This window comes from Candidatus Pseudothioglobus sp. Uisw_041, assembly GCF_048087625.1.
GTDB lineage: Bacteria > Pseudomonadota > Gammaproteobacteria > PS1 > Pseudothioglobaceae > Pseudothioglobus.
Window position 1 is genome coordinate 626,692 of sequence record NZ_CP159805.1, and the last position, 25,625, is coordinate 652,316.

29 protein-coding genes are annotated in these 25,625 nt (G+C 37.0%); 21 read left to right on the forward strand and 8 right to left on the reverse strand.

Annotated features, from left to right (window positions below):
- Positions 1 to 3: 3 nt before the first annotated feature.
- Positions 4 to 294: an integration host factor subunit alpha gene (locus ABXT44_RS03190; RefSeq protein ID WP_416688061.1), complete on the forward strand. Its 291-nt coding sequence runs from the start codon at positions 4 to 6 to the stop codon at positions 292 to 294.
- A 2-nt stretch (positions 295 to 296) separates the two neighbouring features.
- On the opposite strand, the gene ABXT44_RS03195 is transcribed toward ABXT44_RS03190, so the two are convergent.
- Positions 297 to 743: a hypothetical protein gene (locus tag ABXT44_RS03195; protein WP_416688063.1), complete on the reverse strand. Its 447-nt coding sequence runs from the start codon at positions 741 to 743 to the stop codon at positions 297 to 299.
- A 181-nt stretch (positions 744 to 924) separates the two neighbouring features.
- Between ABXT44_RS03195 and ABXT44_RS03200 the strand changes: the two genes are divergently transcribed.
- From ABXT44_RS03200 to ABXT44_RS03210, 3 genes are all read left to right on the forward strand, one after another.
- The gene (locus tag ABXT44_RS03200; RefSeq protein ID WP_416688065.1) at positions 925 to 1,350 is read left to right on the forward strand and encodes a hypothetical protein; all 426 of its coding nucleotides are present in this window, start codon (positions 925 to 927) and stop codon (positions 1,348 to 1,350) included.
- Between the two features lie 106 nt (positions 1,351 to 1,456).
- Positions 1,457 to 1,717, forward strand: a complete 261-nt coding sequence (locus ABXT44_RS03205) for a hypothetical protein (protein ID WP_416679190.1) — start codon at positions 1,457 to 1,459, stop codon at positions 1,715 to 1,717.
- A gap of 160 nt (positions 1,718 to 1,877) precedes the next feature.
- A complete protein-coding gene (locus ABXT44_RS03210; RefSeq protein ID WP_416679192.1) occupies positions 1,878 to 2,303 on the forward strand; it encodes a tetratricopeptide repeat protein in 426 nt (141 codons plus the stop codon).
- A 31-nt stretch (positions 2,304 to 2,334) separates the two neighbouring features.
- On the opposite strand, the gene ABXT44_RS03215 is transcribed toward ABXT44_RS03210, so the two are convergent.
- Positions 2,335 to 3,090 (reverse strand): prepilin peptidase, encoded by a 756-nt coding sequence (locus tag ABXT44_RS03215; protein WP_416679195.1) that lies wholly within the window; start codon positions 3,088 to 3,090, stop codon positions 2,335 to 2,337.
- A 128-nt stretch (positions 3,091 to 3,218) separates the two neighbouring features.
- On the opposite strand from ABXT44_RS03215, the gene ABXT44_RS03220 reads away from it, so the two are divergent.
- The 13 genes from ABXT44_RS03220 to ABXT44_RS03280 all read left to right on the forward strand — a co-directional run bounded on the left by ABXT44_RS03220 (position 3,219) and on the right by ABXT44_RS03280 (position 19,003).
- On the forward strand, positions 3,219 to 4,232 hold the full coding sequence (locus tag ABXT44_RS03220; RefSeq protein ID WP_416688066.1) for a type IV pilus twitching motility protein PilT: 1,014 nt from the start codon (positions 3,219 to 3,221) through the stop codon (positions 4,230 to 4,232).
- A gap of 3 nt (positions 4,233 to 4,235) precedes the next feature.
- Positions 4,236 to 4,757, forward strand: coding sequence for a pilus assembly FimT family protein (locus tag ABXT44_RS03225; protein ID WP_416679198.1), 522 nt, complete (start codon positions 4,236 to 4,238; stop codon positions 4,755 to 4,757).
- A gap of 13 nt (positions 4,758 to 4,770) precedes the next feature.
- Positions 4,771 to 5,226, forward strand: coding sequence for a type IV pilus modification PilV family protein (locus ABXT44_RS03230; protein ID WP_416679199.1), 456 nt, complete (start codon positions 4,771 to 4,773; stop codon positions 5,224 to 5,226).
- Complete coding sequence (locus ABXT44_RS03235) at positions 5,216 to 6,592, forward strand: prepilin-type N-terminal cleavage/methylation domain-containing protein (protein ID WP_416688067.1); 1,377 nt, start codon at positions 5,216 to 5,218, stop codon at positions 6,590 to 6,592. The genes ABXT44_RS03230 and ABXT44_RS03235 overlap by 11 nt, the downstream gene beginning before the upstream one ends.
- A 1-nt stretch (position 6,593) precedes the next feature.
- The gene (locus tag ABXT44_RS03240) at positions 6,594 to 7,145 is read left to right on the forward strand and encodes a hypothetical protein (RefSeq protein ID WP_416679203.1); all 552 of its coding nucleotides are present in this window, start codon (positions 6,594 to 6,596) and stop codon (positions 7,143 to 7,145) included.
- 14 nt (positions 7,146 to 7,159) lie between these two features.
- A complete protein-coding gene (locus ABXT44_RS03245; protein WP_416679204.1) occupies positions 7,160 to 7,690 on the forward strand; it encodes a hypothetical protein in 531 nt (176 codons plus the stop codon).
- Between the two features lie 3 nt (positions 7,691 to 7,693).
- Positions 7,694 to 11,182: a PilC/PilY family type IV pilus protein gene (locus tag ABXT44_RS03250; RefSeq protein WP_416688069.1), complete on the forward strand. Its 3,489-nt coding sequence runs from the start codon at positions 7,694 to 7,696 to the stop codon at positions 11,180 to 11,182.
- Between the two features lie 324 nt (positions 11,183 to 11,506).
- Entirely contained in the window at positions 11,507 to 13,162 is a 1,656-nt protein-coding gene (gene pilM, locus ABXT44_RS03255; protein ID WP_416679207.1) for a pilus assembly protein PilM, read from the forward strand.
- Entirely contained in the window at positions 13,152 to 13,952 is an 801-nt protein-coding gene (locus ABXT44_RS03260) for a type 4a pilus biogenesis protein PilO (RefSeq protein WP_416679209.1), read from the forward strand. Before pilM ends, ABXT44_RS03260 begins: the two co-directional genes overlap by 11 nt.
- A complete protein-coding gene (locus ABXT44_RS03265; RefSeq protein ID WP_416679210.1) occupies positions 13,952 to 14,362 on the forward strand; it encodes a hypothetical protein in 411 nt (136 codons plus the stop codon). Before ABXT44_RS03260 ends, ABXT44_RS03265 begins: the two co-directional genes overlap by 1 nt.
- On the forward strand, positions 14,346 to 15,899 hold the full coding sequence (gene pilQ / locus ABXT44_RS03270; RefSeq protein WP_416688071.1) for a type IV pilus secretin PilQ: 1,554 nt from the start codon (positions 14,346 to 14,348) through the stop codon (positions 15,897 to 15,899). The genes ABXT44_RS03265 and pilQ overlap by 17 nt, the downstream gene beginning before the upstream one ends.
- A gap of 12 nt (positions 15,900 to 15,911) precedes the next feature.
- Positions 15,912 to 17,741, forward strand: a complete 1,830-nt coding sequence (locus ABXT44_RS03275) for a GspE/PulE family protein (protein WP_416688073.1) — start codon at positions 15,912 to 15,914, stop codon at positions 17,739 to 17,741.
- Between the two features lie 11 nt (positions 17,742 to 17,752).
- Entirely contained in the window at positions 17,753 to 19,003 is a 1,251-nt protein-coding gene (locus tag ABXT44_RS03280; protein ID WP_416679216.1) for a type II secretion system F family protein, read from the forward strand.
- Between the two features lie 26 nt (positions 19,004 to 19,029).
- Here ABXT44_RS03280 and ABXT44_RS03285 read toward each other — a convergent pair whose 3' ends face one another.
- From ABXT44_RS03285 to ABXT44_RS03310, 6 genes are all read right to left on the reverse strand, one after another.
- Positions 19,030 to 19,410 (reverse strand): type IV pilin protein, encoded by a 381-nt coding sequence (locus ABXT44_RS03285; protein ID WP_416679218.1) that lies wholly within the window; start codon positions 19,408 to 19,410, stop codon positions 19,030 to 19,032.
- Between the two features lie 37 nt (positions 19,411 to 19,447).
- Positions 19,448 to 19,927, reverse strand: coding sequence for a pilin (locus ABXT44_RS03290; RefSeq protein WP_416688075.1), 480 nt, complete (start codon positions 19,925 to 19,927; stop codon positions 19,448 to 19,450).
- 223 nt (positions 19,928 to 20,150) lie between these two features.
- Positions 20,151 to 20,567: a tetratricopeptide repeat protein gene (locus ABXT44_RS03295; protein ID WP_416688077.1), complete on the reverse strand. Its 417-nt coding sequence runs from the start codon at positions 20,565 to 20,567 to the stop codon at positions 20,151 to 20,153.
- Between the two features lie 97 nt (positions 20,568 to 20,664).
- Complete coding sequence (locus ABXT44_RS03300; protein ID WP_416679223.1) at positions 20,665 to 20,922, reverse strand: hypothetical protein; 258 nt, start codon at positions 20,920 to 20,922, stop codon at positions 20,665 to 20,667.
- Between the two features lie 78 nt (positions 20,923 to 21,000).
- Positions 21,001 to 21,195 (reverse strand): TIGR03643 family protein, encoded by a 195-nt coding sequence (locus ABXT44_RS03305; protein ID WP_416679224.1) that lies wholly within the window; start codon positions 21,193 to 21,195, stop codon positions 21,001 to 21,003.
- Positions 21,196 to 21,211: 16 nt separating this feature from the next.
- Positions 21,212 to 22,294, reverse strand: coding sequence for an AI-2E family transporter (locus ABXT44_RS03310; protein ID WP_416688079.1), 1,083 nt, complete (start codon positions 22,292 to 22,294; stop codon positions 21,212 to 21,214).
- A gap of 309 nt (positions 22,295 to 22,603) precedes the next feature.
- Here ABXT44_RS03310 and ABXT44_RS03315 point away from each other — a divergent pair, with 309 nt between their 5' ends.
- The 4 genes from ABXT44_RS03315 to ABXT44_RS03330 all read left to right on the forward strand — a co-directional run bounded on the left by ABXT44_RS03315 (position 22,604) and on the right by ABXT44_RS03330 (position 25,621).
- Positions 22,604 to 23,680 carry a hypothetical protein gene (locus ABXT44_RS03315; protein WP_416688080.1) on the forward strand — a complete coding sequence of 359 codons (1,077 nt, stop codon included), beginning with the start codon at positions 22,604 to 22,606 and terminating at the stop codon, positions 23,678 to 23,680.
- Positions 23,681 to 24,078: 398 nt separating this feature from the next.
- Positions 24,079 to 24,564 carry a peptide-methionine (S)-S-oxide reductase MsrA gene (gene msrA / locus ABXT44_RS03320; RefSeq protein ID WP_416688082.1) on the forward strand — a complete coding sequence of 162 codons (486 nt, stop codon included), beginning with the start codon at positions 24,079 to 24,081 and terminating at the stop codon, positions 24,562 to 24,564.
- A 7-nt stretch (positions 24,565 to 24,571) separates the two neighbouring features.
- Positions 24,572 to 25,318 carry a HesA/MoeB/ThiF family protein gene (locus tag ABXT44_RS03325; RefSeq protein WP_416688083.1) on the forward strand — a complete coding sequence of 249 codons (747 nt, stop codon included), beginning with the start codon at positions 24,572 to 24,574 and terminating at the stop codon, positions 25,316 to 25,318.
- Positions 25,319 to 25,351: 33 nt separating this feature from the next.
- Entirely contained in the window at positions 25,352 to 25,621 is a 270-nt protein-coding gene (locus ABXT44_RS03330) for a hypothetical protein (protein WP_416688085.1), read from the forward strand.
- Positions 25,622 to 25,625: the final 4 nt, after the last annotated feature.

Consider the following 25,625-nt stretch of genomic DNA (forward strand, 5'->3'; position numbering starts at 1 on the left):
AACATGTCTCTTACAAAACAAGATATTGCAAACACCCTCGTTAAGAAAACTGAGCTGACTCAAACTCAAGCGTTGGCACTAGCCAATCAGTTTTTTGACCAAATTATTGAGACTCTTAAAACCGGTGAAGAGATTAAATTGTCAAGCTTTGGTAATTTTGTTGTTCGAGAAAAAACGTCGCGACCTGGAAGAAATCCAAAAACTGGCGAAGAGGTTACGATCAGCGCTAGAAAGGTTGTAACTTTTAAGGCCGGCCCTAAGCTAAAGCTAGCAACGCAGCTCGGTAAAAAGTAAGTCTAGTCGCTTATTGCGATCATAAATCCCTTTAATATTGGAATGACGCTCAGCATTACAAGTTGCTGAGCATTTTCATCAGCTGTCTTTCCACTCGCAACTCTTTTTTTGAGTGAAGGCGCGTAGTCATCATCGATAGAAAATGATACAAATAATAGCTCCTTGTCATCATCTGGCACACCATCATTTTGAATCATCTCAACGTCATAAATTGAATTTGGCTCTTCCGTTAGCTTGTTAACAAAAAGAATGGTTTCATTGAAGTGTAGAAAAAATCGTTCAGCAGGACAGCTTGAAGATTTTTTAAGCTCTAACTCACCTTCTGCCATAGCTCCCGCTATTTGGTCATAGTGCTGCTCGGTTAGTCTTACGTACCTTGTATCAAGGTAATCACCAAGATCGTTGTCGCCTTCGTATTCTTTTATATATTGAATTAACTCTTTAAGCATAAATTGGTAATTGAGAAAAGTAAATGGGAATTTTATCGAAAAACCACTACAAAGTTGAGTCAAAAGTATATTAATTGACAGATTTATTACAAATTTAAATTAGATACTTTCCAATTATTGCTATAGTATATTTTTGTCATACTGTATCCTACTCGTTAGATTAATTATAGATAAGTAAAAAATGGCAGATCAGAAATACTTTTATCAAGATGGCTATTCAGCCCAAGAAGAAAAAAAATTAAAGCGTTATGAAGAATGGGCTCAGAAATCTCTAGAAGAGGTTAAAGAGGGGGTCATTGATGGCTCATTAAACGAAGAGCAATACGGCGCTTTTTCAATAGAGTTTTGGAAGGATGAGTCTCTTATATGGTCCTGCTTAAAGGCAGAGCATGATATTGAGATAGTTTTCAACCATGTCCGTAAGTTTTTATGGCGTGATAAAGAGTTTGTTCTCGGCGCAATGAGTGAAAAATGGTACTACCCTATGACAAGTATAGAATTTCAGGACCAAGAATTTAATTATTTTGAGTACATTCATGAATCCTTAAAGAATGATGAGGATGTTGTTAGTGCTTTTAGTAAATTAAAGAATCTTGAATCTTCATGATGCTAAAACCTAATATGTAGGATTTTTATTGAGTTATTTTTTTATTCTAAGCTTAGATAAGAATAAAATTACTTCATTGTCATTCTATATTATTATGGAGAATTAAATGAAAAAATTAAAGTCAAACTATTCATTCAAGGAGAGGGCTTTAATTAGCTTTTCATTTTGGCCAACACTTTTTATTGGCATTGCTTTTGGATTGAGCATTAGTCTTCTATTAATTAATACTTCATATTCTTTTAATTACTTATCAATGTTAATTACCAATTCAATTATAGTTTTGGTAATTTTAGGAGTGGTAACAAGAATTATTAGTATTTTTTACTGGAAAAAATATAATTGGACATTTAAGTCTGACCTTAAGTAAGTTGACTATTATTTACTTATAAGTCAAAAGAAGAATTACCTATAAGTGGGTTTATATAAAATTTCTTTTTAAAGAAAAATTAATAGCTCAAAATGAAGTATTTTATTAAAAATTTATTTCTATATAATTGATTTTTTATTATTTTTTAATATTTTTAATTATGAAATTTAAAAAAATATTATTACCCATAACCCTTTTAATTTGTTCTCTAGGAATTATAAGTCCAGTTAATGCTGACTTTAATGATGGATGGATTGCTTATACTAATGGTGATTTCAAGTCTGCCTCAAAACAATGGCGACCTCTTGCAGAAAAAGGAGACGCAAAATCACAAACGAATTTAGGCATTTTGTACTTTAATGGTAAAGGCGTGCTTAAAGATTATAAGCAGGCAGTAGAGTTATTTAAAATGGCTGGTTTACAAGGAGAGGCTGAAGCCCAGTTTATCCTTGGTAAGATTTATATTGAAGGCGACGGTGTGAGCAGATCGTTTAAGAATGCAAAGTTTTGGGTAAGTTTGGCGTTTGAAAATGAATTTGATGGCGCTGAAGCTCTTTGGAATGACTATAAGTTATGGAAATACTAGCTTAATCAGGCTTAAATTTACCAATAAAGCTTTAAAACAAACTGAATAGATTAAAGCCACTAAAAAGAGTAATAAATAGCCCTAAAGACAAAAATGGGATAAAGGCTGTCTCTATTTCTTTTTTTGAAAATAAGTTATAGATTGCAGGTAAAAAGGCCAGTAAGGCCGCTAAAAAAATTGCTGATACGCCTAACTGAATTCCAAGTAAGCCCCCAATAACACCCGCAATTGGCATATCTCCCTCTCCAAGGGCGCGCTGAGTTTCTAGTTCTTTGTTGCCGGTAATTTTTGCTTTAATATTTTGAATATAAAAGGTTATTATGAGCTCAAGTAAAAATAGTCCTCCTGTAAACATCAAGACGCTAATTATGTCTCCAACAACAACAGCAAGAATTACAGCAATAATTAGGAGGTAGTCTGGAACTGCTCTATATTTCAGATCAATAAAAGACAACACAATAAGCGTATAGAAAAGAGCAATTATTGCTATCAATTCCCAGTTCAACAAAAAAATTGAGTAAATCGTTAGTGTAACTATTGCAGTTATTATTTCAACAATGGGGTAAATGATTGAGATTGATTCAGAGCAGTTTGAGCAGCGACCTTTAAGAGCTAGATAAGAAAATACGGGAATATTTTCATACCACTTGATGCCATTATTGCAATGGGGGCAGGCAGAGCCTAAAGGGTTGACTAAGGATATGCTTAATGGAAGTCGATGAATCAAAACATTTAGAAATGAACCAAATACAAGACCAATTAACAGAATAATTAAATATATTATCATCTCAACTATTTTAACTTAGAACGGTTTTTTTTAAGGAAATATTAATAGCTCAAAATGAGGGATTTTATTAAAAAAGCTATTTCTATATAATTGTTTTTTTATTTGATAAGATTTATGTGGAGTAGTTTGTGAACGAAATCATACAAAGATATATTGAGCAATATAAATTTTCTGATATTCATCTTAAGGAAAACCAGCCAATAATGCTGCGAGTTAATGGTGATATGATAACCCCTGAAGAGGATATTATTTCATCCTCAGAGCTTAGACTATTTGCTAATGAATCACTTACTGAGGGTCAATTAGCACACCTTACAGAGGTTCGTGATGTCGATCTTGCAATTGTGGTAGGCGATTATCGTTTTCGAGTAAATTTTTTCTATACTTCAGATGGGCTGTCTGCAGTTTTAAGAAAAATTGAAACGGACATTCCTGCAATGTCTGATCTAAACCTGCCTTATGTAATTCAAGAGATTGTTGACAAGCCAAATGGCTTGGTTCTTATTACTGGCCCAACTGGCTCAGGAAAGTCGACAACACTGGCATCAATCATTGATGCGATTAATGCCAGTAGACCAGGTCATATTTTAACAATTGAAGATCCTATTGAATACATTCATCATTCAAAAGAGTGCTCTATATCTCAGCGTGAAGTTGGAAGAGATGCCAAATCATTTGCTACTGCTCTTAAGGCCTCACTTAGAGAGGATCCAGATGTTATTCTTGTTGGAGAGCTGCGTGATCTTGAAACGGTTCAGTTAGCAATTACTGCTGCAGAAACTGGACACCTTGTATTTGGCACGCTTCATACTTCTGGGGCCCCCAATACCATTAACCGTCTTATTGACGTTTTTCCAGCTGCACAGCAGGGCCAGGTTAGGTCTCAGCTTGCTGAATCATTAAGGCTGGTTGTTACTCAGCAATTAGTTAAAACAGCTGATGGCAATGGAAGAGTTGCTGCATTTGAGATTATGGTTTGTAATCATGCTGTCAGGAATCTTGTGAGGGAAGGAAAGATTTTCCAGATTGCAGGTGTTATGCAAACGGCAAGAGGGGAGGGTATGGTTACTATGAACCACTCTGTGGAAGAGCTTGTTTCCTCTGGAAAAATTAATTACGACGATGTTGAGCTAAGAGACTAAATAGTGAGGCCTGCAATTACGCTTATTGAACTCCTAATTGTTATTGCTTTAGTTGGAATTATTGCAGGTACTGGCTGGCCAACTCTTACTGGATGGAATTGTAAACAAGAGCTTCGTAATGAATTTGAGTCATTAAATAATGTTTTTGAAAAAGCACGTGTAGAGGCAATCAATAGAAATAAAATGATTCTTGTGCAGCCAAATAAAAGTCTACCAACCAATGGCGCTACTTATTCTGTATACCTTCTTGATAATAAAATTTGCAGTGCGACGCAGGGTCGACAATCATTATCAAATATTATTCCAAACTTAACTATATCAGATAAATATAAACTGCTTGGTGCTGCCTTCCAATGTTTTGATGCAGATGGCAGTGCAACAGCGAGCCAAGCAACTCAGGTTCACCAAATTCAAAGAACTTGCTCTGGTCAAACCCATAGTTATCAGACTTTAGTTTTTGGCGCTACAGGTTTGTTTGAAAAGAAAGTTTTTTTTGCTGGCACTACAGGCTTCCTGGATTTATAAAGCTGACAAGGTTATGAAAAATAATAAAAACGCATTTACTCTTATTGAAGCGCTGGTTTCAGCAGCTATCACTGCAATTGGTTTTGCCGGGGTTTATGGACTCGTTGCAACTTCAAATACGGTTATGAGCGATACCATAGATAAAGAAAAACTCAAATTTCAAAATACAGAGATCATTGAGTCTATAGGAGCTGATCAGGCTAATATTATGCAGTATCACGGCAAAGATTTAAGCAATTGCACGGCTCTTACTACAGCTACAGGAAAAGATGATCAGCTTATAAAGCTTAAAAATTGGTGCAGTAAAATAAATGGTGAAGTAGGCACTAAGAGGGCAAATGATAAGCGCATTATCCGAGTCGAAAAGAAGCAAGTTGGGTCAAACTTTGTCTATATAGTTTCACTAGAGTTTAACGGAAAAAATGATAAAAAATCAGTCTTCATGAAGCAGGTGTTTTATGCGCCATAATAAAAAAGCCTTTACCTTGGTTGAAATGTTGGTTGCTCTTGCAGTTAGTGCGGTCATAGTTTCAGCGACCTATGCTTCATTTGAGCTCATTAAAAACCAATACAAAAAGAATGTAGATGTCACTCTGCTTCATACATCAGGAAGAGCTATCATGCAGGTTCTTGAACGCGAAATTCGCATGGCTGGTTATGAGTATCGTGATGGTAATGGTGTCATGACGTATGGAACTATTATTGGACCCCTTGTTATAACTGATAGCGGGAATAAGTGCTGTGATGAAGTAACAATAATTTATGATGAAGTTACGGATACTTTAAATGCTCAAGGCGTTGTAACTTCTAGCATAGTAGATAGAATTAAAACCCGTTTCTGGACTGAGGCTTATTCCAGCACAAAGCGGGGAAGTCGTTTTCGATTATTTAAACGCAGAACTATTCTAGGGACAAATAACCAACTCCTTCAAACTCCTCAGGTTGGTGCTAAAGAAGTGATGGCAGATTTTATCGAGGATTTGCAGCTTATTAATACCTCTGGTAAGGAGTTTCTTTATGCTGCAGGTCGGGCTCGGGTTCATAAATATGATACAACTACCTATGAGTGGATTGAAAGTTTTGCTGTTGGTTATTATCCCCACATAGGTGCTATGGATATTGGTTCTGATGGAAAGCTTTATTCGGTGGTTGCAAAAAATGGTCCAAATAGCATTCAAATTGTCAATCTTGATGCGCAAACAGCCACCTTTATAGATCCACCAGGAGGTAACAATAGGTTTAACCCAGGTTTAGGATTTGGGCCAGATGGAAGTCTTTATGTTAATGCTGGGAGTAGTGAAGTTGATGTATATGACATCTCAACTAAGCAGCTTTTAAGAACTGAAGCTAATCCTAATTCTTCGATAACTAATTTAACTAACGGCAGGATTGATGTAAGTGCGAGTGGACAAGTGTGTCAAGTGCCATTTGGGACACCAACTATTAATTGCACAAATCCTACAATGAGTATGGGCAGATCTGGGCCCTATAATATAGTTAAGTTTGATACTCAAGAAAGAGTCTATGCCACTAAAGACTCTACGGGAACAGATATTGATGTTTTTAATGTAAGTACTGGTGCTTATATAGACAGTATTAAGGTAGGGATTAATGGCCAATCAGGAAGTAGCAATACTCATGGTTTGGCAAATCTTTCTAATATAAAAAAACTCTCTACCGTAAATATTGTTTTGAGTTTAAGAACAAAAGAAAAATATGGCAAGAATAGACAAGTTGATAAGAAGGATTACCATTCTGGTAATTTTATCTTTAGCAAGAACGATCAATATCAAAGAGACACTTTTTCATCGACTGTTGCAGTGAGGAACTTGTAATATGAATACCCCTTTAAATTCAGGCAATCGCAAAGGATTTATTATTGTTATCTCGCTAACCTTGATGCTAGTGATGATGACAATGGGTATTGGGCTTTATTATTCATCTAAACAATCCGCAGAGCTTGTTGGTGCAAATGTTACCAAGGCAGATTCTTTTTACTCTGCAGAGAGCTGTATTGCTGAGGCTAGGTTATGGCTGAAGGTTCAATCTGCTTCTGGAGCGCCATGCAAAAATACTGCTGCTGGAACAATATGTCATTCTATTTCGAGTGCACAAATGAGTAAGTGGCAGTTAGCTGCGGAAAGCCAAACCTTTAAAAATAGATCAACAAACCAGCTCTATCAATGTAGCATCGCTTTATTAGGGAGGCTTGCTTATGAGGGCGGTGAGGGCGTTGGTTTTGATGTTGGAGAGGGGAGCGGTTATGGCTCTGCTGCAACACAAACCAAATATATGTATAGGATTAGGTCAAAAGGAAGCTTGAATTCTAATTCCGGAATGCATAATTTTTTAAGTCAAGTTGAAGTTATTGATTCAATGATTTTTTAATCTATAGAATAAAAATGAAAAAAAATAAGATATTAATTGTAGTTTTGCTAGCTCAGCTATTTTTTATAGGGAGTGTGCAGGCGGCATGTGATTTGCAATCGTTTCGTTTTGGGATTTCTCACAAAGCTCTAATGGATAAATTAAAGCTCGATGATTTCTATGTGATGCCTAAGATAGTTGGCGCCTCTAAACAGGAAGTTTATGCCCCTGGAGAGAAGGTCTGCAAGAATGAAAAGAGCTTTGAAGGAGCTGGAATTGAGTTTGTGCTTCTTTATGACAAGCTCGTTGAAATACAAATCAGCAAATTATCAGAAAGCCCTTCACTGGTTAACTGGGCGGAGTCTGTTTTTGGGGTAAAGCCTGACAAGCCAACTAATTTTTATGATTCAAAGCCAAATGCTCAATGGCTTTGGGTAGATCCAAAAAGCGTTGTTTATTATTCAATTGAGCCAGATGCCAACTCACTCCTAGAGATGGTAGTCATTCAATCACGAAACCATCAGTCTTACTTTAGTAAGTTTGGTAAAGAGCAAGAGGAGCAATAAAAAATGAAAAAAATTAGTTTATTATTTAGCTCACTCTTACTATTAACTACTTTTAATTCTGAAGCAAAGCAGCCCCCACCTGGAACTGGAGTGGCAGATGTTAAGGCGAATATTTACCTTATGCTTGATAATTCAGGCTCAATGGGGTTTGAGGTTCGTGGAAGATCAAATGATAAATTAAGCAGGCCTAGAGATGTTGCTATTGATTTGCTTGGTAATATGTATGTGACTGAGTACACAAACCATCGAGTCAAAAAATTTGATTCTACTGGGACTTATTCCAAATCTTTTGGAGGTTCCGGAACTTCAAATGGTAAGTTTCAAAATCCAAACTTTATAGTTACTGACTTTAATAACAATGTTTATGTTAGTGATGCCACTCAGCGAATCCAGAAATTTAATAGTGAGGGTGTTTGGCAAAAAACTTTCAACCTTTCATCTATTGCTAGGGGCCTTACAATTGATTCATCGAACAACCTATATGTGAATTCAGACACTTCTATTTTTAAGTATGATGTTAATGGCACCCAAACTGCAGTGGTCACGGGTCAATCTAGCCTAAAGGGGGTTGATTGGTATGGGGGTTTTATTTATGCACTTGAAAATGGCACCAAATCTTTCAAAAAATTTAATGCTTCGTTAGTCCTTCAGTCTACTCAAGCTACTCCAGGTATTCCAACTTCGTATGATATTAAGGTCACCTCTAAGGGTATCTATATAAGTACTGGAGCTAATACTAAAATTCATAAGTATGCACTTTCCAATATGGCATGGATTAAGTCATGGGATGCCTATTCAGCATCAGACTCAAGTAAAAGTTCTTTTAATACCTATGGTTTAGGTGGAAGCGCTACTGGCGATATTTTTGTAGCTTCTTATAGCAAAGATATTGTTGTAAAATTTAACTCTGAGGGGCTGTCTCAGGATAGATTTGGTGAAAAGGTTCGATTGATGCCGCTGGCAATGAAAGTTATTAAAAATATTGTCAGCGATACAGAGTTAACAGACGGCGCAAACTTTGGCTTGCAGATGTGGAATACAAGGCCAACACAAAGGGTCAATATAAGCCCAGCTGGAGCCGGAACAATTCAAAAAAGTTTGGATATTAATAATGCAGCTTATCAGTGCCATATACAAAATGGGCCTTGTTGGTATTCTCCTGGAGGCGGTACTGATATGAGAAGAGCTATGCAGGAGGCAAGTGACTACTTTAAGGGTGCTAAAAGTCCGATCGATCCTGCTGCCGGTTGCCAGAAAAACTTTTTAATTGTAATTAGTGATGGCGAATGGCAAAACGAATCTCAGGCAAATGCAATTGCAACAGATCTTCTTGCCAGTAAAAATATTCAAACCATTGTTATAGGTTTTGGTTCAGCTGTAGGTGTTGGTTCAAGGTCGCATGCCAGATACGTAAGTCTAGCTACAGCAGGTGGAACGTTTCCAGAGTCGCCATTGTACTCAGAGAACTATCAGCACTTGTCTGAGTCCTTAGCGCGCTATATTAGCTCAGCAATATCCTCTAAATTAACCTTCTCAGCCCCAGTGATAATGCCTAATATTGCTAGCGGAGACCATATCTTCCAATCAACTTTTACTTATGAGCAGGATCATCAGTGGAAAGGCCGACTAGCAAAATATGCGCTAACAGCTTCGGGCGCTGTTGGCGCTCTTAAATGGGATGCGGGAGCTAAGCTAAACGCTAAGAGCGAATCTAGCAGAAATATTTGGACAGTCGCAAACCATTTTGGTCTTAGTACTTCGATTAATAACTTTAGCCTATCTAATCTTGCTAATTTGAAAGACGCGTTATGGGAGGGTAGTGGGGAAAGTCCAACGGACCTGAAAGCAACGAATTTAATTAATTTTGTGCGCGGTATTGATGCTTATGATGAGAATGCGAACAATAATAAAACTGAAAAACGCTGGAAGCTCGGTGATGTCTACCATTCAAGGCTTGTAGTCGTTGGACCGCCAAAATCAAAAACTACAAGCGCAGCAACAAAATCAAATACAGAGGCATATTATCGTGATCAAAATGGCTACTCTAGCTTTAAGAGTGGAAGTAGTTGTGGTGCCAATTGTGGAGCGCGTAAGGAAGTTGTATATGTAGGAGCAAATGATGGCATGCTTCATGCTTTTGATTCAGAAACAGGCGAAGAGATGTGGGCGTTTATTCCACCAACAATGCTCCAGTCCTTGGACAAAATGATTTCATTTTCGGCAAATAAAACTAATAGTATTTATGGAGTGGATGGCTCGCCGATTGTTAAGGATATATTTTATGACAATCGTTGGCGAACAGTTCTGCTTTCTGGAATGGGTCTGGGAGGAAATGGCTACTTCGCGCTAGACATAACTAATCCATCAATTCCTTCATTTTTATTTGCTTTTGAAAATCAACCCTTAAATAAAAAGATTTATCATTGGGACTCCTCTGGAACGAGAATAGAAAGGGGGTATGCGATTAGTATCAGTCCTGAATATGATTATTCAAGATTAGGGGATTCTCTTTCTACTCCAATAATTGTAGCTATGCCTAATGGAACAGATACAAAATGGGTGGCTGTTTTTGGCGCTGGTTACTCAGCCACAGATAACACTATTGGATCTTCTATTTTTGTTGTTGATCTTGAGGACAGTGCAAAGATTTTGCAGAGAATTGATTTAATGGATACTGGGTCCGATAATATTACGAACTCAATGCCTGCTGATCTGGTTGCTATTACCCCAGACACGACCAGTATTGCAAAGTATAGAGGCGCTATGATTTATGGGGCTGATGTTGAGGGAAAGCTTTGGAAACTTAATCTAACTAATACGGGCACCCTCTATGAATTTACATCACTTTTTACTGCAGATGCGACGTTAGCAAATGATCGTTTGGAGTTTTTTCAGGTAACTCCTGGTATGGGGGCAGATGGGAATTTATGGGCTTTTTATGGCACAGGTAATCAAAAAGATTATCAGCGGATTTCGAGCGACATTCAAAATAGAATTTTTGCTTTAAAAGATAAAAATTTTCCAAACTATTTAGCTGTTAATGGTCAAACCCCTAACTCATCTTCACTAGCAAATGCAGCTAATGCATCGTGCCCAACTGGTGCTGAGTTAGGTTGGTATGACAACCTAGGCGCTAGTGAAAGGATAACTGGAAAATTAGGTCTTTATAATTCAAAAATCTATGCGACCAAATATGTTCCTAAACAGGGGCAACTATGTTCTCCTGGGTCTGCCTCTGTTAGTGAGCATGCTATGGCATGTGGAAGTAAAGACAGAGAAATACTGTTAGGAGATGGCATTGCTACCGGAGTAGTAGTTTATAAGGATAAAATCTATGTTGGTATCGGCGGCTCTGGCTCTGTTGATGTGAAGGATGAACAAGGTAATGTTGTTGGTAAGAGACAAGGCAATATAATTACAATAGAGCCGCCATCGGGCGGAGCTGGTGGTGGTGGAGTTATTACGCAAGAGTCATGGAGGGAAATTTTTTAATTTAAATTATTGAAAGATTTGTATCTTTAAATTAACTGTTAATCATTAAGCAGTTGAAGGGATTGATGCAGCTGAATTCTCTGGAATAAGAATCAAATTTAAAAACATTAATTTAAAACTATTGAATTAATGTTTCTTAATGAACTATTACTAAGGATCAAAAAAAACCACTGTTAAATCCGGGTTTATTAATAACCTTTAAAGGTATATTTGCTAACGGGAAGTTCTACTTAAATATTTAAAAAAACAAAACAAAACAAAATTATCTAGTCTTGCTTTACTTGATGAAATTTTCATTCAAGAAAATGAGTATTGGCAGGAACAATGAATTATAAAAAAATAATAAAATCAATTGTAGGGTATCTCAGTAAGCTTACGGTTGAACAAGAAGATGTTGTTGGTGTTGATATAACTCCAAACTGTATACGAGTAGCACAGTTATCTTCAGCTAAGAAAAAATGGACCTTAACCAAGGTTGGTTATAAATACATCGATGGTGGCTCAAATTATTCAATTATTGAAAGCCCTGAGGGCTATGTTAATAAACTTGTTCAGCTTATAACAGCCAGTAAAATTAAGACCAAGAATGCTGCAGTTTCGATTCCTGTTAGCAGTGCAATAATTAAAGTAGTTCCACTTCCGCTGATGACAGATGAGGAGTTAAATGTAGCCATTGCATCAGACTCTCTCTGGGAGAATGCGGTACAGCTGGCAGACAACCTAGAAGACTATTCTATTTTTTGGCAGGTGCTAAAGAGAGATACTGCTGAAAATCAAATGCATTTATTATTCGTAGCATCTAAATTAGATGATATTGATAATTACCTTAACATTGTAAGGCAGGCCGGCCTTAACCCAGTCGTTGTCGATGTTCGCTGCTTTGCAACTCGAAATGCTCTTGCACTAAGATCTGACTTAACCAAATCGGATTCCCCTGTTGCTATTGTTGAGTTTGGAGCGTTTGAAAATTATATTTTAATTCTTCATAAGGACTCACCATTCATTTCTGATATATATTTGTCCGAGAAAGATAGAAACACTCTGATGGATCAAGATTCCACCGACGAGCAAATGATGGGGATAAGTAATCGTTTCTCAATGCAGGTTAACCAAATGATTTCCTCGTACACTGCAAAATATAAAACGCAGCCAATTGAAACCTTGCTGATCTCATCATCAATGCCAAATATTCAGAGAACTGTTGTAAATTTTAATGAAGCGCTTCCTAAAATCAATGTTGAGGTTTTTGACTCATTACTGAATGTAGAGGTACCTGAAAATTTACAAGAAAAATCATCTGCCGAACTCAACAGCTCAATATTCTCATCTGCCTTAGGTTTGGCCACAAGAAAATTAGATGTCTTTGGCTATTATGAGTATGTTACAGGCACAAATAACATTAACCTATTGCCCAATAGGGATAGCGTAAAAAACCAAGAAAAAATGAAATTCTTGTCACGTTGGGGCGTAGTTATATTTGCAGTTTTTGTGGTTGCATTTGGGTTATGGAATTTTCTTGCTAGTGGAACTGAGGTTGATAGAGTCGATAACCTCATGATTGAATATAACGAGCTAGAGCCTATAAGAGCAGAAAAACAAATTATATTTGAAGATTTAAATATTAAAAAACAATCACTTGAAACTATCTTAAATGCTACAAGCAATTTAACTTCAAACCAAAGGTTTATGTACTCAGTATTGGTTGGTATTAATTCTGCAATTCCAGGTAATTCTTTAAAATTAACTAAAATTGATTACAGTGGTGCTAGTGATATTGTGATTAGTGGTATTTCATCAAATGATGGGAGTATCTTAAGCTTTATAGATAACCTAGCCATAATTGATGTAATTGATAAAGCTTCACTATCAACCATGTCTGTTAAAACTGTATCGAATCAAGAAGTTAAGTCATTTGTTATTAAAATTATTTTAATTGAGCAAGAAACTATTGACTCAAGGGGAAAAGATAATGGCGCTTGATATGAATGTTGATGTGGGCTCTCTAATCAAAGGTCTTTTTTCAAAGAAAGATGCAAAAGAAGGTGCTGAAAGTGCCCCTAACCCGCATACTAAAACAATACTAGTAGTTGTTGCTGTCTTTGTTTTTATTACCTTGTATGTTTATTTTGTATACCTTCCAACGAAAGAAGATTTAAGAATTAAGAATAATAAAATATCTCAAATTGAATCTATTAAATTTGAAATTAATGAGCTTTCAGTGAATATTGAGCAAATTCAAAAAGATCTAAAAATAGCTCAAGCCGAGTATGAAAGGCGCTCTACTTTATTTTATACTAACAAAGAATTGGAAGATCTTTATGGTCAAATCAGCTTACTTGCTATGAAAAATAAGTTGACTATAACTAAAATTGAAAAGGGTATTGAAAAGCCGATTTTTTCAGATGGTAATTGTGCAAATAATTCCATGGGCAATGAAGATGAGATTATTGATGAAGAGCAGTTTATAGATGAAGAGCAGTTTATAGATGAAGAGATGGAAGGAGCGGGGCAGCTTCAACAAGTCGGATATTATGATTTTTCTGTCAATCTTGAAATCACTGGGAACTATTCGCAGTTCACTAATTTCAGAAATGGCTTAGCACAACTCAACAAAATTATGAATATAAACAAAGAGTCAATTGTGGTTGGGTCAGAATCAAAAGGTGGTGACGTTAAAGTTGTAATGATAATTGCAACATATCGTCTTCCTAAGAATGAGGCAGAACAATGTGCAGATCCAACAGTTGAAATAAATGAAGAGGAATTCTAATGAAAACTAAATTTGTAAGTGTCTTATATTTAATATTATTATTGGCATCATTGGCTAGTATTTCTTATGCAGCAGAAAATGCATTTGGCTCGCTTCCTTCGACTAATAATAATTCATCCCAAGGGAGTAGTTTATCGAGTGAGCCGATAGATCAAAGCCTTCACCCACTTCTTCAAAACGCAATTAGATCAAATACTATAATTGGTATTATGATCTCCCCATCGATGAAAACTGCTTTCATAAGGACGTTAACTGGCGATGAATACTTTGTGAGAATTGGAGATAAGCTAGGTAACGCAAATGGGTCAATAACAGGTATTAATTATGAAGGAATTGAGGTAACTGAAGATAGTAACGTTACATCTCTAGCTGTAAGGAATAGGAGTGTTTCAAATGCAAATTCAGAGTAATAAATTAATATTAGGACTACTAGTAATTTTTCTGTCATCTTGTGTGCCATTATCTGGCCAAACATTTCCATCATCTGACCTCAATAAAGGTGCTTTATTAGAGATTAATCAGGGTTCTTTATTAATCGATTCAGAAACTTTTATTGCAGATAGCAAAGAGCAGGTTAAAAATTCTGCTGAGACTGGTCCAGTTTTAGATTCTGATGCTGCTTCATATAATATTACAAAAGCAACAAATAGAAGACAAATTGATAAAGAAGAGAAAGAAAATATACTTGTTGCGGACCAAATAGCAGATAGTAATGCTATTTTTCCTATAACAGTAAATTTTGATAATATCTCAATTCATGATATGGCAATAATGTTTTCTGGCGCAACTGGTGTGAATATTTTAATAGGAGATGAAGTTAAAGGTGAAGTCTCTGCAAAACTTGAAAATGTGCCTTGGGATAGTGCCCTTGATTCAATTCTAAAAATTAAAGATTTAGCTAAAAGCGTAGATCCTGTTGGGAATATCATACGTATCCATAGTCGAGAGAATATTGTAGCCCAGGAAGCATTTGCTCTTGCGAGCGTTGCAACAGAGACGACATTAAGACTATCTCAACGTAGTCTTGAACCTCTTTATACTGAAATCTTTAAGTTGTACTATACAGATGCCAGTACTATCAGCAAAGAAATCCAAAGTATTCTTAATGGCTCGTCTAGTGAAGCTGAAGAGGGCACAAGTTACGGTATCGAGATTACTATTGATGAAAGACTTAATTACATAATCGTTAAGGCAACCAAAGAAGAGTTAGATTTAATTGAAACATTAATCGCTGAATTAGATGTAAGAATAAAACAAATTTTAATTGAAGCCTTTATTGTTGAGGCTTCAGAGAGCTTTGGTCAGGGTCTTGGAGCAAAATTTGGAATTACTGGGCCTGACGCTAATATCTTAGGACTTAGAGATGAAGGTAGCACTGATACTGTTGATGTAACTGGTTTGTTTGAGAATCAAGGAACTATTAATGGAAATTTGCTGGGATTAGTCCTAGGAACTTCCACTAAAAATTTAGCGATTGAATTAAAAGCAGCAGAAAGCAAGGGTATTACCAAGGTTCTATCGAACCCAAGAGTATTTACACTTGACGGGCAGAAGGCAGAAATTAAACAAGTAGATGAGATACCGTATACATTAGTTGAAGATGGAGTGGCGACGCTTGCGTTCAAGGATGCAGGGATCACATTGGAAGTAACGCCAGTGCTTGTGGGTGACGGGAATATCATCCTTACAGTTGAAGTTGAAAAATCAACCGCTGATCAAACTCAATCTGAACCATCAATAAACAAAAGCACGATCACAACAAAATTACTAGTTCAAGATCAAACTATTGTTGTAATTGGTGGGGTGTTTACACAAGATGTCCAAGATTCAAGATCTCAAACTCCAGTATTAAGTGACCTTCCTTTAATTGGAAATCTATTTAAAAAAGTAGATAAAAAAGAAGTTCGAAAAGAGATCCTAATTTTTCTTGCTCCTACCATAATTTAATACATTATTCATATGGCGACTCTCGGTATACCATTAGAATCAGCTGAGCAAATTGCTAGCTTACTTCATAGCAATAGTTTGATAAGTGAGAGTGACTTAAAAAGCGCTATGGTTTCGAGTGATGAGGGTGAGAAGTGCTTGATTGAAACCCTTATTGATTTTAGATTTACGGATGAAAAGACCATTGCTAATGCCATCTCAAGTAGTTATGACATTGAGTTCTTACCCAGCCTTGATACAGAAAATATAGATTTTTCTACTTCTGATATATTACCTAAAAAATATATAACTGAAAATAGAATAGTCCCAATTAGCATTCATGGGCACACTTTAGATGTCGCTATCTCTGAGCCATCTGCACTCAATCAAATGCAAAGTATTGCGTTGCTGACAGATAAGAAGGTTAACCCTTATCTGGTAACTATCAGTCAAATCACTAAAATTTTAGATAGCTTTAACACGATTGATCCATCATCGGCGTCAGCTCCAAGAACTCCGAAGCCTTTAAAAACAAATAGCTCCAACCAGGCAGCTGAAAAAGAAAAAGCTATTGCAGCTGCAAAAAAATCTGAGCCTCAAATACCGACCCCACTAGCTAAGAAAGCCAAAGAGCCTGCTAAAGCTAAAGCTGCCATGAGTGATGAAGAGGTTGATGAAAAATACTCCGCTGTAGTTGTTCAATTTATTGATACAAACCTCAAAAAGGCAATCAAAGAAGGCGTCAGTGATGTTCATTTTGAGGTTTTTAAGCATTCTGCTAGGATGCGCTTTAGGCTTGACGGCGTGTTAATGGAAGAGCCTGGAACCAGTAAAGTGTTATATGAAAATTATTCGAAAATTATTACGCGTATCAAGATTATGTCAAAGCTTGACATTGCTGAGAGAAGAAAGGCTCAAGATGGTGCTATTACTCTAAAGGTCGATGAAAAAGAAGTCGATTTTCGAGTGTCCTGTATGCCAACAAGTTTCGGTGAAAGAGTTGTAATGCGTATTTTAGATACCGATGGAATTGACCTTTCTATCGAAAAACTAGGGTTTCATGAGGATGATGAAAAAGCATTTATTGATGCAATCAGTTCGCCCCAAGGGATGGTTCTTGTGACCGGTCCAACTGGCTCAGGTAAATCAACAACCCTTTATGCAGCGCTTAATAAAATAAACAAAGAAGATATTAATATTCTTACAGCTGAAGATCCTGTGGAATTCACACTGAATGGTGTTGGCCAGGTGCATGTTAAGCCAGACTATGGGATGACCTTTGCTTCTGCACTGCGATCGTTTCTAAGGCAAGACCCTGAAGTTGTAATGGTTGGTGAGATCCGTGATCAAGAGACGGTTGAAATTGCGATTAAAGCTGCCTTAACTGGTCACCTAGTACTCTCTACGCTTCACACCAATGACGCCGTAAGTACAATTACTCGAATTCTAAATATGGGGGTCCAGCCGTACTTAATTACGTCTGCCCTAACTCTAATTGTGGCTCAGCGTTTAGCAAGAAAAAATTGTTCAGAGTGTCTTATTGAAGACGAAGATGTTAATGAAAGTCAGCTTCGAGCTGTTGGTTTTTCTGCTGAAGAGTCTACAAGGGTTACCTTGTTTAAAGGGGGTGGGTGTGATACTTGTAATGGTACTGGCTACAAAGGTCGAAAAGGTATCTATGAGGTGCTAAGAATCTCTGAAAATTTAATTGAAGGGATTCTACAAGAGAAAACTACTCCTGAACTGAAAAAGATTGCATTAGAAAAAGATAAATTTTTAAACATGCAGGAGATTGGTAGAACTTTTCTTAAAGACGGTTCTGTTTCCATCGATGAATACAAAAGAATACTGATACTCGATTAATTGGATTATATATGGCAGTAACGTACTCTTATAAAGGCATACTTGGTAATAAATATACTGAAGGCAAGGTTGTTGCTATCAATAAAGATGAGGCAGCTTTTAAGTTAAAGGAGGATAAGATTATTATTACTTCTTTAGAGAAAATATCAGGAAAAGAAGACGTCATTAAGGTAAAAAAAGAGGCAAAAGAGTCAAAAAAAGTAAAAAAGATTCCAAAAAAAGTTCCCATCACAGAGGTCATTACCTTTACCAAAAAGTTCGAAACCATGGTCCGCGCTGGATTGCCGATTCTTGAAAGCATTAAGATGATCGAGCTCCAAACAGAGCATAAAGGCTTTAAGTTGATTGTCAATGACATCCATCAATCTGTTGAGACAGGTAACACACTGTCTGACTCTTTTGAGAAATTTCCTGGAGCGTTTGATAATATCTATATCAATCTTCTTAGGGCTGGAGAGTCGAGTGGTAAGGTGCAGCTGTTTTTGTCTAAATTAGTAATTAATATGGAGAAGCAGGAGAAAATTAAAAGCAGTATTAAGGGCGCAATGATGTACCCAATGATTCTTCTAATTGTCGCCATGGCGGTGGTTACTTTGATGCTTGTTTTTGTTGTTCCTGTATTCGAAGAAATGTTCGAAGGTAAGGCTGGCGGCCTTCCAGCTGCAACGCAGGCCGTTGTTAACATTAGTAACTTTCTTCGAAACCCACTAAAAGGCGGCGTCCTTGCAATTTCAATAGTGGTTATATTCATGTCTACATCATTTGCAATCAATAAAAACTTTAAGATTAAGATGGCGTGGCATAAATTAGTCCTTAAATTACCCCTATTTGGGGGTTTAGTTCTTAAATCATCTATTTCTAAGATTGCGATGATTCAGGGCAACTTGAGAGCGGCAGGGGTTCCTGAAATGGAGGCTTTGGATATTGCAGCGAGTGCCAGCAATAATCTTGTGATCAAGGAGGCGATGGTGAACGTGCGTCGCGGCGTTTTTTCAGGGGAGCCGTTATCTCAGTTGTTTGAAAAAACCCCAAAAATCTTTCCTGCTTCTTTTGTGGCCCTTGTTTCAGTTGGTGAGAGGACCGGTAATATGGAAGAAATGTACGGCTCAATTGCGAGCTATTATGAGGGTGAGATGGATATTGTAATTGAAAAATTGACCGCTATGCTTGAGCCAATAATGATGGTCTTTATGGGCGTTACGGTAGGCGGGATATTGGTTGCGATGTACACCCCAATGTTTGCAATGGGAGATACATTTTAAGTATCTACCTTTGGGCTATCTAAATCCTAAGGGCACTGACCACCACTCTTTAAATCATTGTTCTCAGTGAGGCAGAACCTCGTTACGTTTTGCCCGCTTTTTTCCACTGCAACTGCCTGAAACCCGCTAGGGTGATTTAAAACCCGGTAATTATAGGGACCATTGAGGTCTAGTGTATTTTTGTTAAATAGATTGGTATTAATGTTTGCAGTACTAGTAGAATAATAGTAACTATTATTATCAGAAAAGTAGCTAGCCTCCATCAATGCAATTGACCTCAGATTATTCTTGGCGACATCTTCTTTCGAGCCTTGAATATAGCCGTTGTACATTGGCACGCCAACACCCGCTAAAATACCAATTATAGCAACCACAATAAGAAGCTCTATAAGTGTAAAACCCGCCATAAAGCGGGTTTTAATATTTTCTTTAAAAGTGATAATCTTACTCTTTTGTAATATAATCATAGCCACTAACTGGAGCATAGCCACTACCAGTATCTGTTCTTATCCAAATGCGATTTACACCTCCAGCAGTAGTAGAACCGATGGCAGTTTGACCATCTGCAGGACTTGAAGAAGTTGTGGTAGCGATTCCACCATATGGGTTCTTGCTAATACTGTTAAAGTATGTTCTGAACCAACTAGCCCACGAGGACACACTTCCACTACAAGCTCGGGGAGTACTACCCAGCTCAACAGATGTAGAACCTGTAGCACATTTAGTAAGCGTTGCTGCTACAAAAGATTTTACGTTTTTGTGGTTTGTTGCAGCACTTTTCACTTTGGCATCCGCCATATAGCCGTTGTACATTGGAACACCAACTCCAGCAAGAATTCCAATAATTGCAACTACGATTAAAAGCTCAATTAACGTAAAAGCTTTTTTCTTTGTATCTTTAATCATACTAGTAATAGTTTTCATTTTTTCCTTTTTATAATTCATTAATTATTAACTTTACTCAATTTATTTTCTGGAAATTCACCGAGCAAAAAAGACTGTCTATTTTTTTTTTGAAAAAATAATCATCCAGATCCTTAATGAAGGGAATATACCTTTAATGGTTGTTTATCAACCCGGATTTAACAATGGTTTTTATTGACCCCTTATAATGATTCATTATTAATTAAGTGGTTTAAACAAAGAATCAATATTTCCAAAGTTGATTATTATTCCAGATCGTTTCAGCTTCATCAATCCCATTCGCATAGGATAACTGAAGCCATTTCTTGGCCTCATCATAGGAATTGTCTACACCAGTACCAAGTAAGTACATGACGCCTAAATTATACTGAGCCCTAGGATGGTCTTGTTCTGCTGCCTTTGTGTACCAGTAAACTGCCATTGCATCATCCATCTTAACCCCATAGCCCTTTGCATACATTCCGGCTAAGTTATATTGCGCTTGAGGGGCGCCCTGTTCTGCAAGGGGGAGCCATTCAACCAGTGCTTTTAAATAGTTTTCTTTTTTATAGGCATCCCAGCCATCGGAGTAATCAGCTGAAACGGCACCTATTGGTCCAAAAGACAATACAAAAAGTAATAAAGTAAACGCTGCTTTCATAATGAATAAAAACTAAATGAATAAATAAATTAAAAAATCCAGAGACCTCATGATGCCAAGGATTCATTACTAACAATTTTTATTAGTGAGCCTTTTTCTAACTGAGGTTTTTTACGTGCTCAACAGTTTTTTTATAAAGATATTCTAGATTATCTTTATGGGTTCGGTCAACAATTCTTTGGTCATTTTCGACATGATGAAGTATGTCATGGATTAAGCCATACACCGATTTCATATTTTTACGATCTTTGCTCTTGAGGTTGTAGTCAGAGACATTGAGCCATCTGCCATCTTGTGATGTAATAACCTTGTCAATCTGAGTGATAACTTCACTAATGTCTGTATTTAATCCCATTCAATTATTTTACTGTTATAGTCAGATTTTTAGTTAGTTTTTTAGAAAATACCTGTCCGTTAGATAGCAGTATTGTTTTTAAACTTTAAGGTGTTTCTTTTGTTTTTCTTTTATCCAGCGCACTCGTTTACGCCATAGTCTATAAGATCCTGGCTTCAAGTTGCTTTGCATGATGCGTTTGACCTCGGGCTCTTTGATGCCAAATTCTCTTTCAATATCTGAAAAAGTTGCCTCATCGCTCCAGGCCATTTCAATTAATCCATTTACATTCATAGTTTTACGTTATTTATTAAGAAGAGCGCTCAGGGCTACCAAATTGAATCTGATAAATCTCAAATATAGTAATCGACATTGCAGCAATGATTGGCCCAATAAAGAGGCCTAGAATGCCAAACTTAATTATTCCAGCAAACGTTGAAAGGACAGTAATCAGAGTATGGTTTAACGCGCTTTGTTGATTCATAGAGCTTGATAGCTTCTTAATAATAATAGGCCTTAGAAAATTATCAATGAGTGTGCCTGCTAAAATTGCGCCAAAAAAGACGATGATTAGTGCATTAACGGTTTCGCCTGTTGCAAACAAATAGATAGACAACGGCAGCCAGACTAGGACTCCTCCTAGTACCGGAATAAAGCTTGCTAGAGCCATCGCAACCCCAAAAAACAAGGCCGGCAATCCAACAATCATTACCCCTATTGCAAAAGCTACTCCTTGAGTGATTGAAATTAAAAAGACGCTGCCTACAAGCGTTAAAGATAATCCAGAGAACTGATTAAGAAGTAAGTTGTCAATTTTTTTATCTAAAGGGGATGCCTTTTTAATTTTCTCAATGAACGATGGCCCATCAATATAAAAGTAGTAAAGCGAGAAGATTGTAATAATCACGAAAAAGATAAACTGACTAGAGAGCGTAGTAATGCTTTTCAAAATTACAATCGAAAAGTCTTTAATGGTAATTGCAATTGATTCGAGGTTGTTGCGAAGAGAGCTGTCAAGAAACTCACGTATCGAGTCTGACAAAGGCAGTCCCATAATTATTTCATCGGTTATTCTGCTGATTTCACTCATCTGAAAGTCGTTTTGCAGTTTGTTAATCAGAGCTGTAACCTCTATTCCGCTAACCAGCAGAATGTATCCAAGGGGCAGTATTAGGAGCGTAGTCACAAGCAGCGTCATTAGTATCGCAGCACGATTTTTTGAGTATTTTTGAGACAGATTTTCAAAGCTACTGAAAGTCGATATGCAGATCAATAGGGACAGGAAAAGGTAGGCAATGAAGGGGGTAAATAGCCAAACTAAAGCAAGTATAGCGAGCGCTAAAAGAATTAATACTAGGCCATTACCATGACTTTTGTTGATGCTTCCTTGCAAAACCACTCCTATAGACTATATATATCTTATTGAGAATTATAGACACTCAAATGCATATCTTAAAGTAGTTATAGGATTTTGTGCGGAGATTTAGTTTGAAAAGACTTAGTAAAGGCATTTCAATTAAATCGTAGCCGAGCTCAATGAGCCTCCCCCCGTACCTTCAAAGTCTGTATATATACGAGGGATGGTTGCTCTGAAGTTGGTATGGATAGCTATAAATTATTATTTATACATATGTAGTTCATTATGATGTTTATCTTTCCCTAGCTATAGATTAAAATTCCTTTTTTTTCTAACATAAAAATCATGTATTTACGCCTATTACTATCTAGTATATTTTTAATCTTAACTCTCACCTCAACAGTTGCCAATGCCAATTGTGTAGTTGATGGAGCAGGAGCAATTGTTACACCTGCAGATATAAGAACTGCCCCAACACCTGGCCTTGCTGTTAATAATGGAGATAGCGCTTCTTCCTCCTGCACAATAACCCCAACTGCCACTAAATTCACGATTTTTAAAATCGCACTTTGCACCGCGGATACTTCCTCTAATGATTTAAGCTCTTGTCAGTATATTTTAGATTCAGCTGCTGGAATAGAGCATATTCTTACGCAAGGACTATCGAGCGCACTGGCAACACCAGGATTCGGGGTGGCCCCTGGCTCCTATAACTATATAGCGTTTGTCCTTAGCAGTAAATATGGAACTCTGGCCTCGTGGAGAACTACCAATGATGTGTTGTCGAGGTGTTCAGATTATGGAAGTGCTCAAGCTGAAGCGGACTTAGATGATAGTAGTTGTCAAACTCGGTCAAAAGGGACATATTGCTGGACCGATCATCCAGGACCAACGACATACAATAATAGAGCAACTCTCTCTCTTGCTCACGGTCAGGCAGTTTCAGGTGGTTTGATGTTAGTTGCTTGTGACTCATCACCAGGGACAGCACAATGGACTTATGAGCTTACAAATATCTTACAAGATCATAATGGAAGTGATGCCTGTTACGATGACAGTGATGTGAGTACTTTTCTTGCAAATGGTGATCGATTCGCCTTTACAGCAACTGATGTTGATGGCGTCAACTACAATATAATTAGCAACCTTTTGCAGAGTGACGACACGTTTGCCACAACCTGTGAGAATACAGCAAAGGTTCTATTTACCGCTATTCTGCCAAGTCCTGTAGTGGTTACTGCAAACTCTCTCTTTGATCTAAAATTTAAGCAAGAAGAGATTTCTCATTTAGAATTTGGGGGTTCAGGTGTGGATTGGAATGATTCGGAATTCACATATGAGGGCCCCGCATGGATGTATAAGGTTGGAATTTCTGCCCCACAACTTTATTTAACAACCTCAGAGCCAGCAGTAGTTCCTTAAGAGGCCTATTAATTAGGTCTTAAGGAAAGTTCAGCGCCTCCAGAACCAGTTAAAATCTTACTTGGATTTATTAAAATGAATCTGGTAAATATAAGGGGACTCCCCCCCGAACCCTTCAAAGTCTGAGTAAATATGCGAGGGATAGTAGTTCTTTAATAGTATTTAACTAAACCACTAGTTAAGGCGTATTAATTAGAAAACAATTATTAAATATATAATTATTACCGATTAAGTGGGTTAAAGAAGAAGGGTAGAAATCTGCATTAATGAACCGGTTGAGTACCAGTACATTTATTTGACTTAAGTGGATTGTCTGAAAGCTAAGATTTAGAGTTCATTTATTCATTTTTTTGTCATCATAAGTTATACTATATTCTTTTAATAAACGACAATTAATTATGCAAACAGCTTACCTTGCAGGCGGTTGCTTTTGGTGCGTAGAGGCAATCTTTCAGCGCGTTAACGGCGTCAAAGAAGTAAAAAATGGCTATTGTAATGGGTCGACTCAAAACCCGACGTATGAGGCAATATGTACAGGCCAAACTGGACACGCAGAAGTCTTAAAAGTTGACTTTGATGAGAGCGAAGTCAGCTATGAATCTTTATTAGAGGTTTTTGTTGAGACTCACAATCCAATGACCCTAAATCAGCAGGGCGCAGACAAAGGAACACAGTACCGATCGGCTATCTTTTATACCAGTGATTCACAGAAGCAAATTGCAACTTCAGTTATTGGAAACATAAAGGGCGCAGTAACTGAAATTACAGAGCTTGATGTATTTTATCCTGCGGAGGCTTATCACCAAGATTACTTCAACAACAATGTTAATCAGCCCTACTGTCAAATGGTAATTTTGCCAAAAATTAATAAGTACTTTAAGTAATAAATTAATGAAAGACCAAGAGCTACTCAGATACTCTAAGCAAATTATGTTGCCTCAGATTGATATTGAGGGGCAGCAAAAAATTATGGACTCTACAGTACTAATTATTGGTATGGGCGGTCTTGGATCTCCTACAGCTCTTTATTTAGCAGCTGCGGGAGTTGGCCATATAATAATTGCTGATTTTGACCAGGTAGAGCTTTCAAATCTTCAGCGTCAAATCATTCACCAAACTAAAGACATCGGTGAAGACAAGGTCAATTCTGCTAAAAATAAATTGATTGAGCTTAATCCAGAAATTAAAGTAACGATTGCAAACGAGCTCGTTCATATGGGTAATCTTTCTTCATTAGTTAAAGATGTTGACCTTGTTCTTGACGGCACAGACAACTTTGAAAGTCGCTTTGAAATTAACAAGGCCTGCGTTGAGTTTGAAAAGCCTCTTGTTTCAGCTGCGGTGATTCGTTTTGAAGGTCAGGTCTCTGTTTTTAAGGGTTACGAGAAGGACCAACCTTGCTACCAGTGCCTCTATTCTGAAGAGGGAGATGACAATGAGAGTTGCGTTCAAAATGGTGTTTTAGCGCCTGTAGCTGGACTCATTGGGACTATTCAGGCTTTGCAGGCTATCAAGGTTATTTTGAGCTTAGGGGATGAGCTATGCGGAACACTTCTCCTCGTTGACGGCTTAGATTTAAGTTTTAGAAAGGTTAAAATTGGTAAAGATTTAAAGTGCCCAATATGTAACGCAAGGTAGACCTAATTTTTTATATTTTCGGAGATCTAAAAAATGATTAATTTTATAAGTATTCTTGTTTCAGTTGGCTTTGGGTATCTTTTTTTTAAGATTGCTAGACCTAGGTTTGATTCAGAAAATAGACCTATTTATTTTGCACGAACTTTTTTTGCTTGGAGCCTATTCGCTTCGACTTCCTTTTATATTCGCCCTTTTGTTGTTGATCAGAGTGTCAATAATATAATTTATTGGCTTATGATGTCAGCTCCATTTGCTATTTTTGCAACAATCGCTGGCTATATTTATGGAAGGTTTAGTAAGTAATCTT

Excerpts from the sequence above, each read along its gene's own strand:
- ABXT44_RS03190 (WP_416688061.1), top strand. The coding sequence starts at position 4 with ATGTCTCTTACAAAACAAGATATTGCAAACACCCTCGTTAAGAAAACT.
- ABXT44_RS03195 (WP_416688063.1), bottom strand. The coding sequence starts at position 743 with ATGCTTAAAGAGTTAATTCAATATATAAAAGAATACGAAGGCGACAAC.
- ABXT44_RS03200 (WP_416688065.1), top strand. The coding sequence starts at position 925 with ATGGCAGATCAGAAATACTTTTATCAAGATGGCTATTCAGCCCAAGAA.
- ABXT44_RS03205 (WP_416679190.1), top strand. The coding sequence starts at position 1,457 with ATGAAAAAATTAAAGTCAAACTATTCATTCAAGGAGAGGGCTTTAATT.
- ABXT44_RS03210 (WP_416679192.1), top strand. The coding sequence starts at position 1,878 with ATGAAATTTAAAAAAATATTATTACCCATAACCCTTTTAATTTGTTCT.
- ABXT44_RS03215 (WP_416679195.1), bottom strand. The coding sequence starts at position 3,090 with ATGATAATATATTTAATTATTCTGTTAATTGGTCTTGTATTTGGTTCA.
- ABXT44_RS03230 (WP_416679199.1), top strand. The coding sequence starts at position 4,771 with ATGAAAAATAATAAAAACGCATTTACTCTTATTGAAGCGCTGGTTTCA.
- ABXT44_RS03235 (WP_416688067.1), top strand. The coding sequence starts at position 5,216 with ATGCGCCATAATAAAAAAGCCTTTACCTTGGTTGAAATGTTGGTTGCT.
- ABXT44_RS03240 (WP_416679203.1), top strand. The coding sequence starts at position 6,594 with ATGAATACCCCTTTAAATTCAGGCAATCGCAAAGGATTTATTATTGTT.
- ABXT44_RS03245 (WP_416679204.1), top strand. The coding sequence starts at position 7,160 with ATGAAAAAAAATAAGATATTAATTGTAGTTTTGCTAGCTCAGCTATTT.
- ABXT44_RS03250 (WP_416688069.1), top strand. The coding sequence starts at position 7,694 with ATGAAAAAAATTAGTTTATTATTTAGCTCACTCTTACTATTAACTACT.
- pilM (WP_416679207.1), top strand. The coding sequence starts at position 11,507 with ATGAATTATAAAAAAATAATAAAATCAATTGTAGGGTATCTCAGTAAG.
- ABXT44_RS03260 (WP_416679209.1), top strand. The coding sequence starts at position 13,152 with ATGGCGCTTGATATGAATGTTGATGTGGGCTCTCTAATCAAAGGTCTT.
- ABXT44_RS03265 (WP_416679210.1), top strand. The coding sequence starts at position 13,952 with ATGAAAACTAAATTTGTAAGTGTCTTATATTTAATATTATTATTGGCA.
- pilQ (WP_416688071.1), top strand. The coding sequence starts at position 14,346 with ATGCAAATTCAGAGTAATAAATTAATATTAGGACTACTAGTAATTTTT.
- ABXT44_RS03275 (WP_416688073.1), top strand. The coding sequence starts at position 15,912 with ATGGCGACTCTCGGTATACCATTAGAATCAGCTGAGCAAATTGCTAGC.
- ABXT44_RS03280 (WP_416679216.1), top strand. The coding sequence starts at position 17,753 with ATGGCAGTAACGTACTCTTATAAAGGCATACTTGGTAATAAATATACT.
- ABXT44_RS03285 (WP_416679218.1), bottom strand. The coding sequence starts at position 19,410 with ATGGCGGGTTTTACACTTATAGAGCTTCTTATTGTGGTTGCTATAATT.
- ABXT44_RS03290 (WP_416688075.1), bottom strand. The coding sequence starts at position 19,927 with ATGAAAACTATTACTAGTATGATTAAAGATACAAAGAAAAAAGCTTTT.
- ABXT44_RS03295 (WP_416688077.1), bottom strand. The coding sequence starts at position 20,567 with ATGAAAGCAGCGTTTACTTTATTACTTTTTGTATTGTCTTTTGGACCA.
- ABXT44_RS03300 (WP_416679223.1), bottom strand. The coding sequence starts at position 20,922 with ATGGGATTAAATACAGACATTAGTGAAGTTATCACTCAGATTGACAAG.
- ABXT44_RS03305 (WP_416679224.1), bottom strand. The coding sequence starts at position 21,195 with ATGAATGTAAATGGATTAATTGAAATGGCCTGGAGCGATGAGGCAACT.
- ABXT44_RS03315 (WP_416688080.1), top strand. The coding sequence starts at position 22,604 with ATGTATTTACGCCTATTACTATCTAGTATATTTTTAATCTTAACTCTC.
- msrA (WP_416688082.1), top strand. The coding sequence starts at position 24,079 with ATGCAAACAGCTTACCTTGCAGGCGGTTGCTTTTGGTGCGTAGAGGCA.
- ABXT44_RS03325 (WP_416688083.1), top strand. The coding sequence starts at position 24,572 with ATGAAAGACCAAGAGCTACTCAGATACTCTAAGCAAATTATGTTGCCT.
- ABXT44_RS03330 (WP_416688085.1), top strand. The coding sequence starts at position 25,352 with ATGATTAATTTTATAAGTATTCTTGTTTCAGTTGGCTTTGGGTATCTT.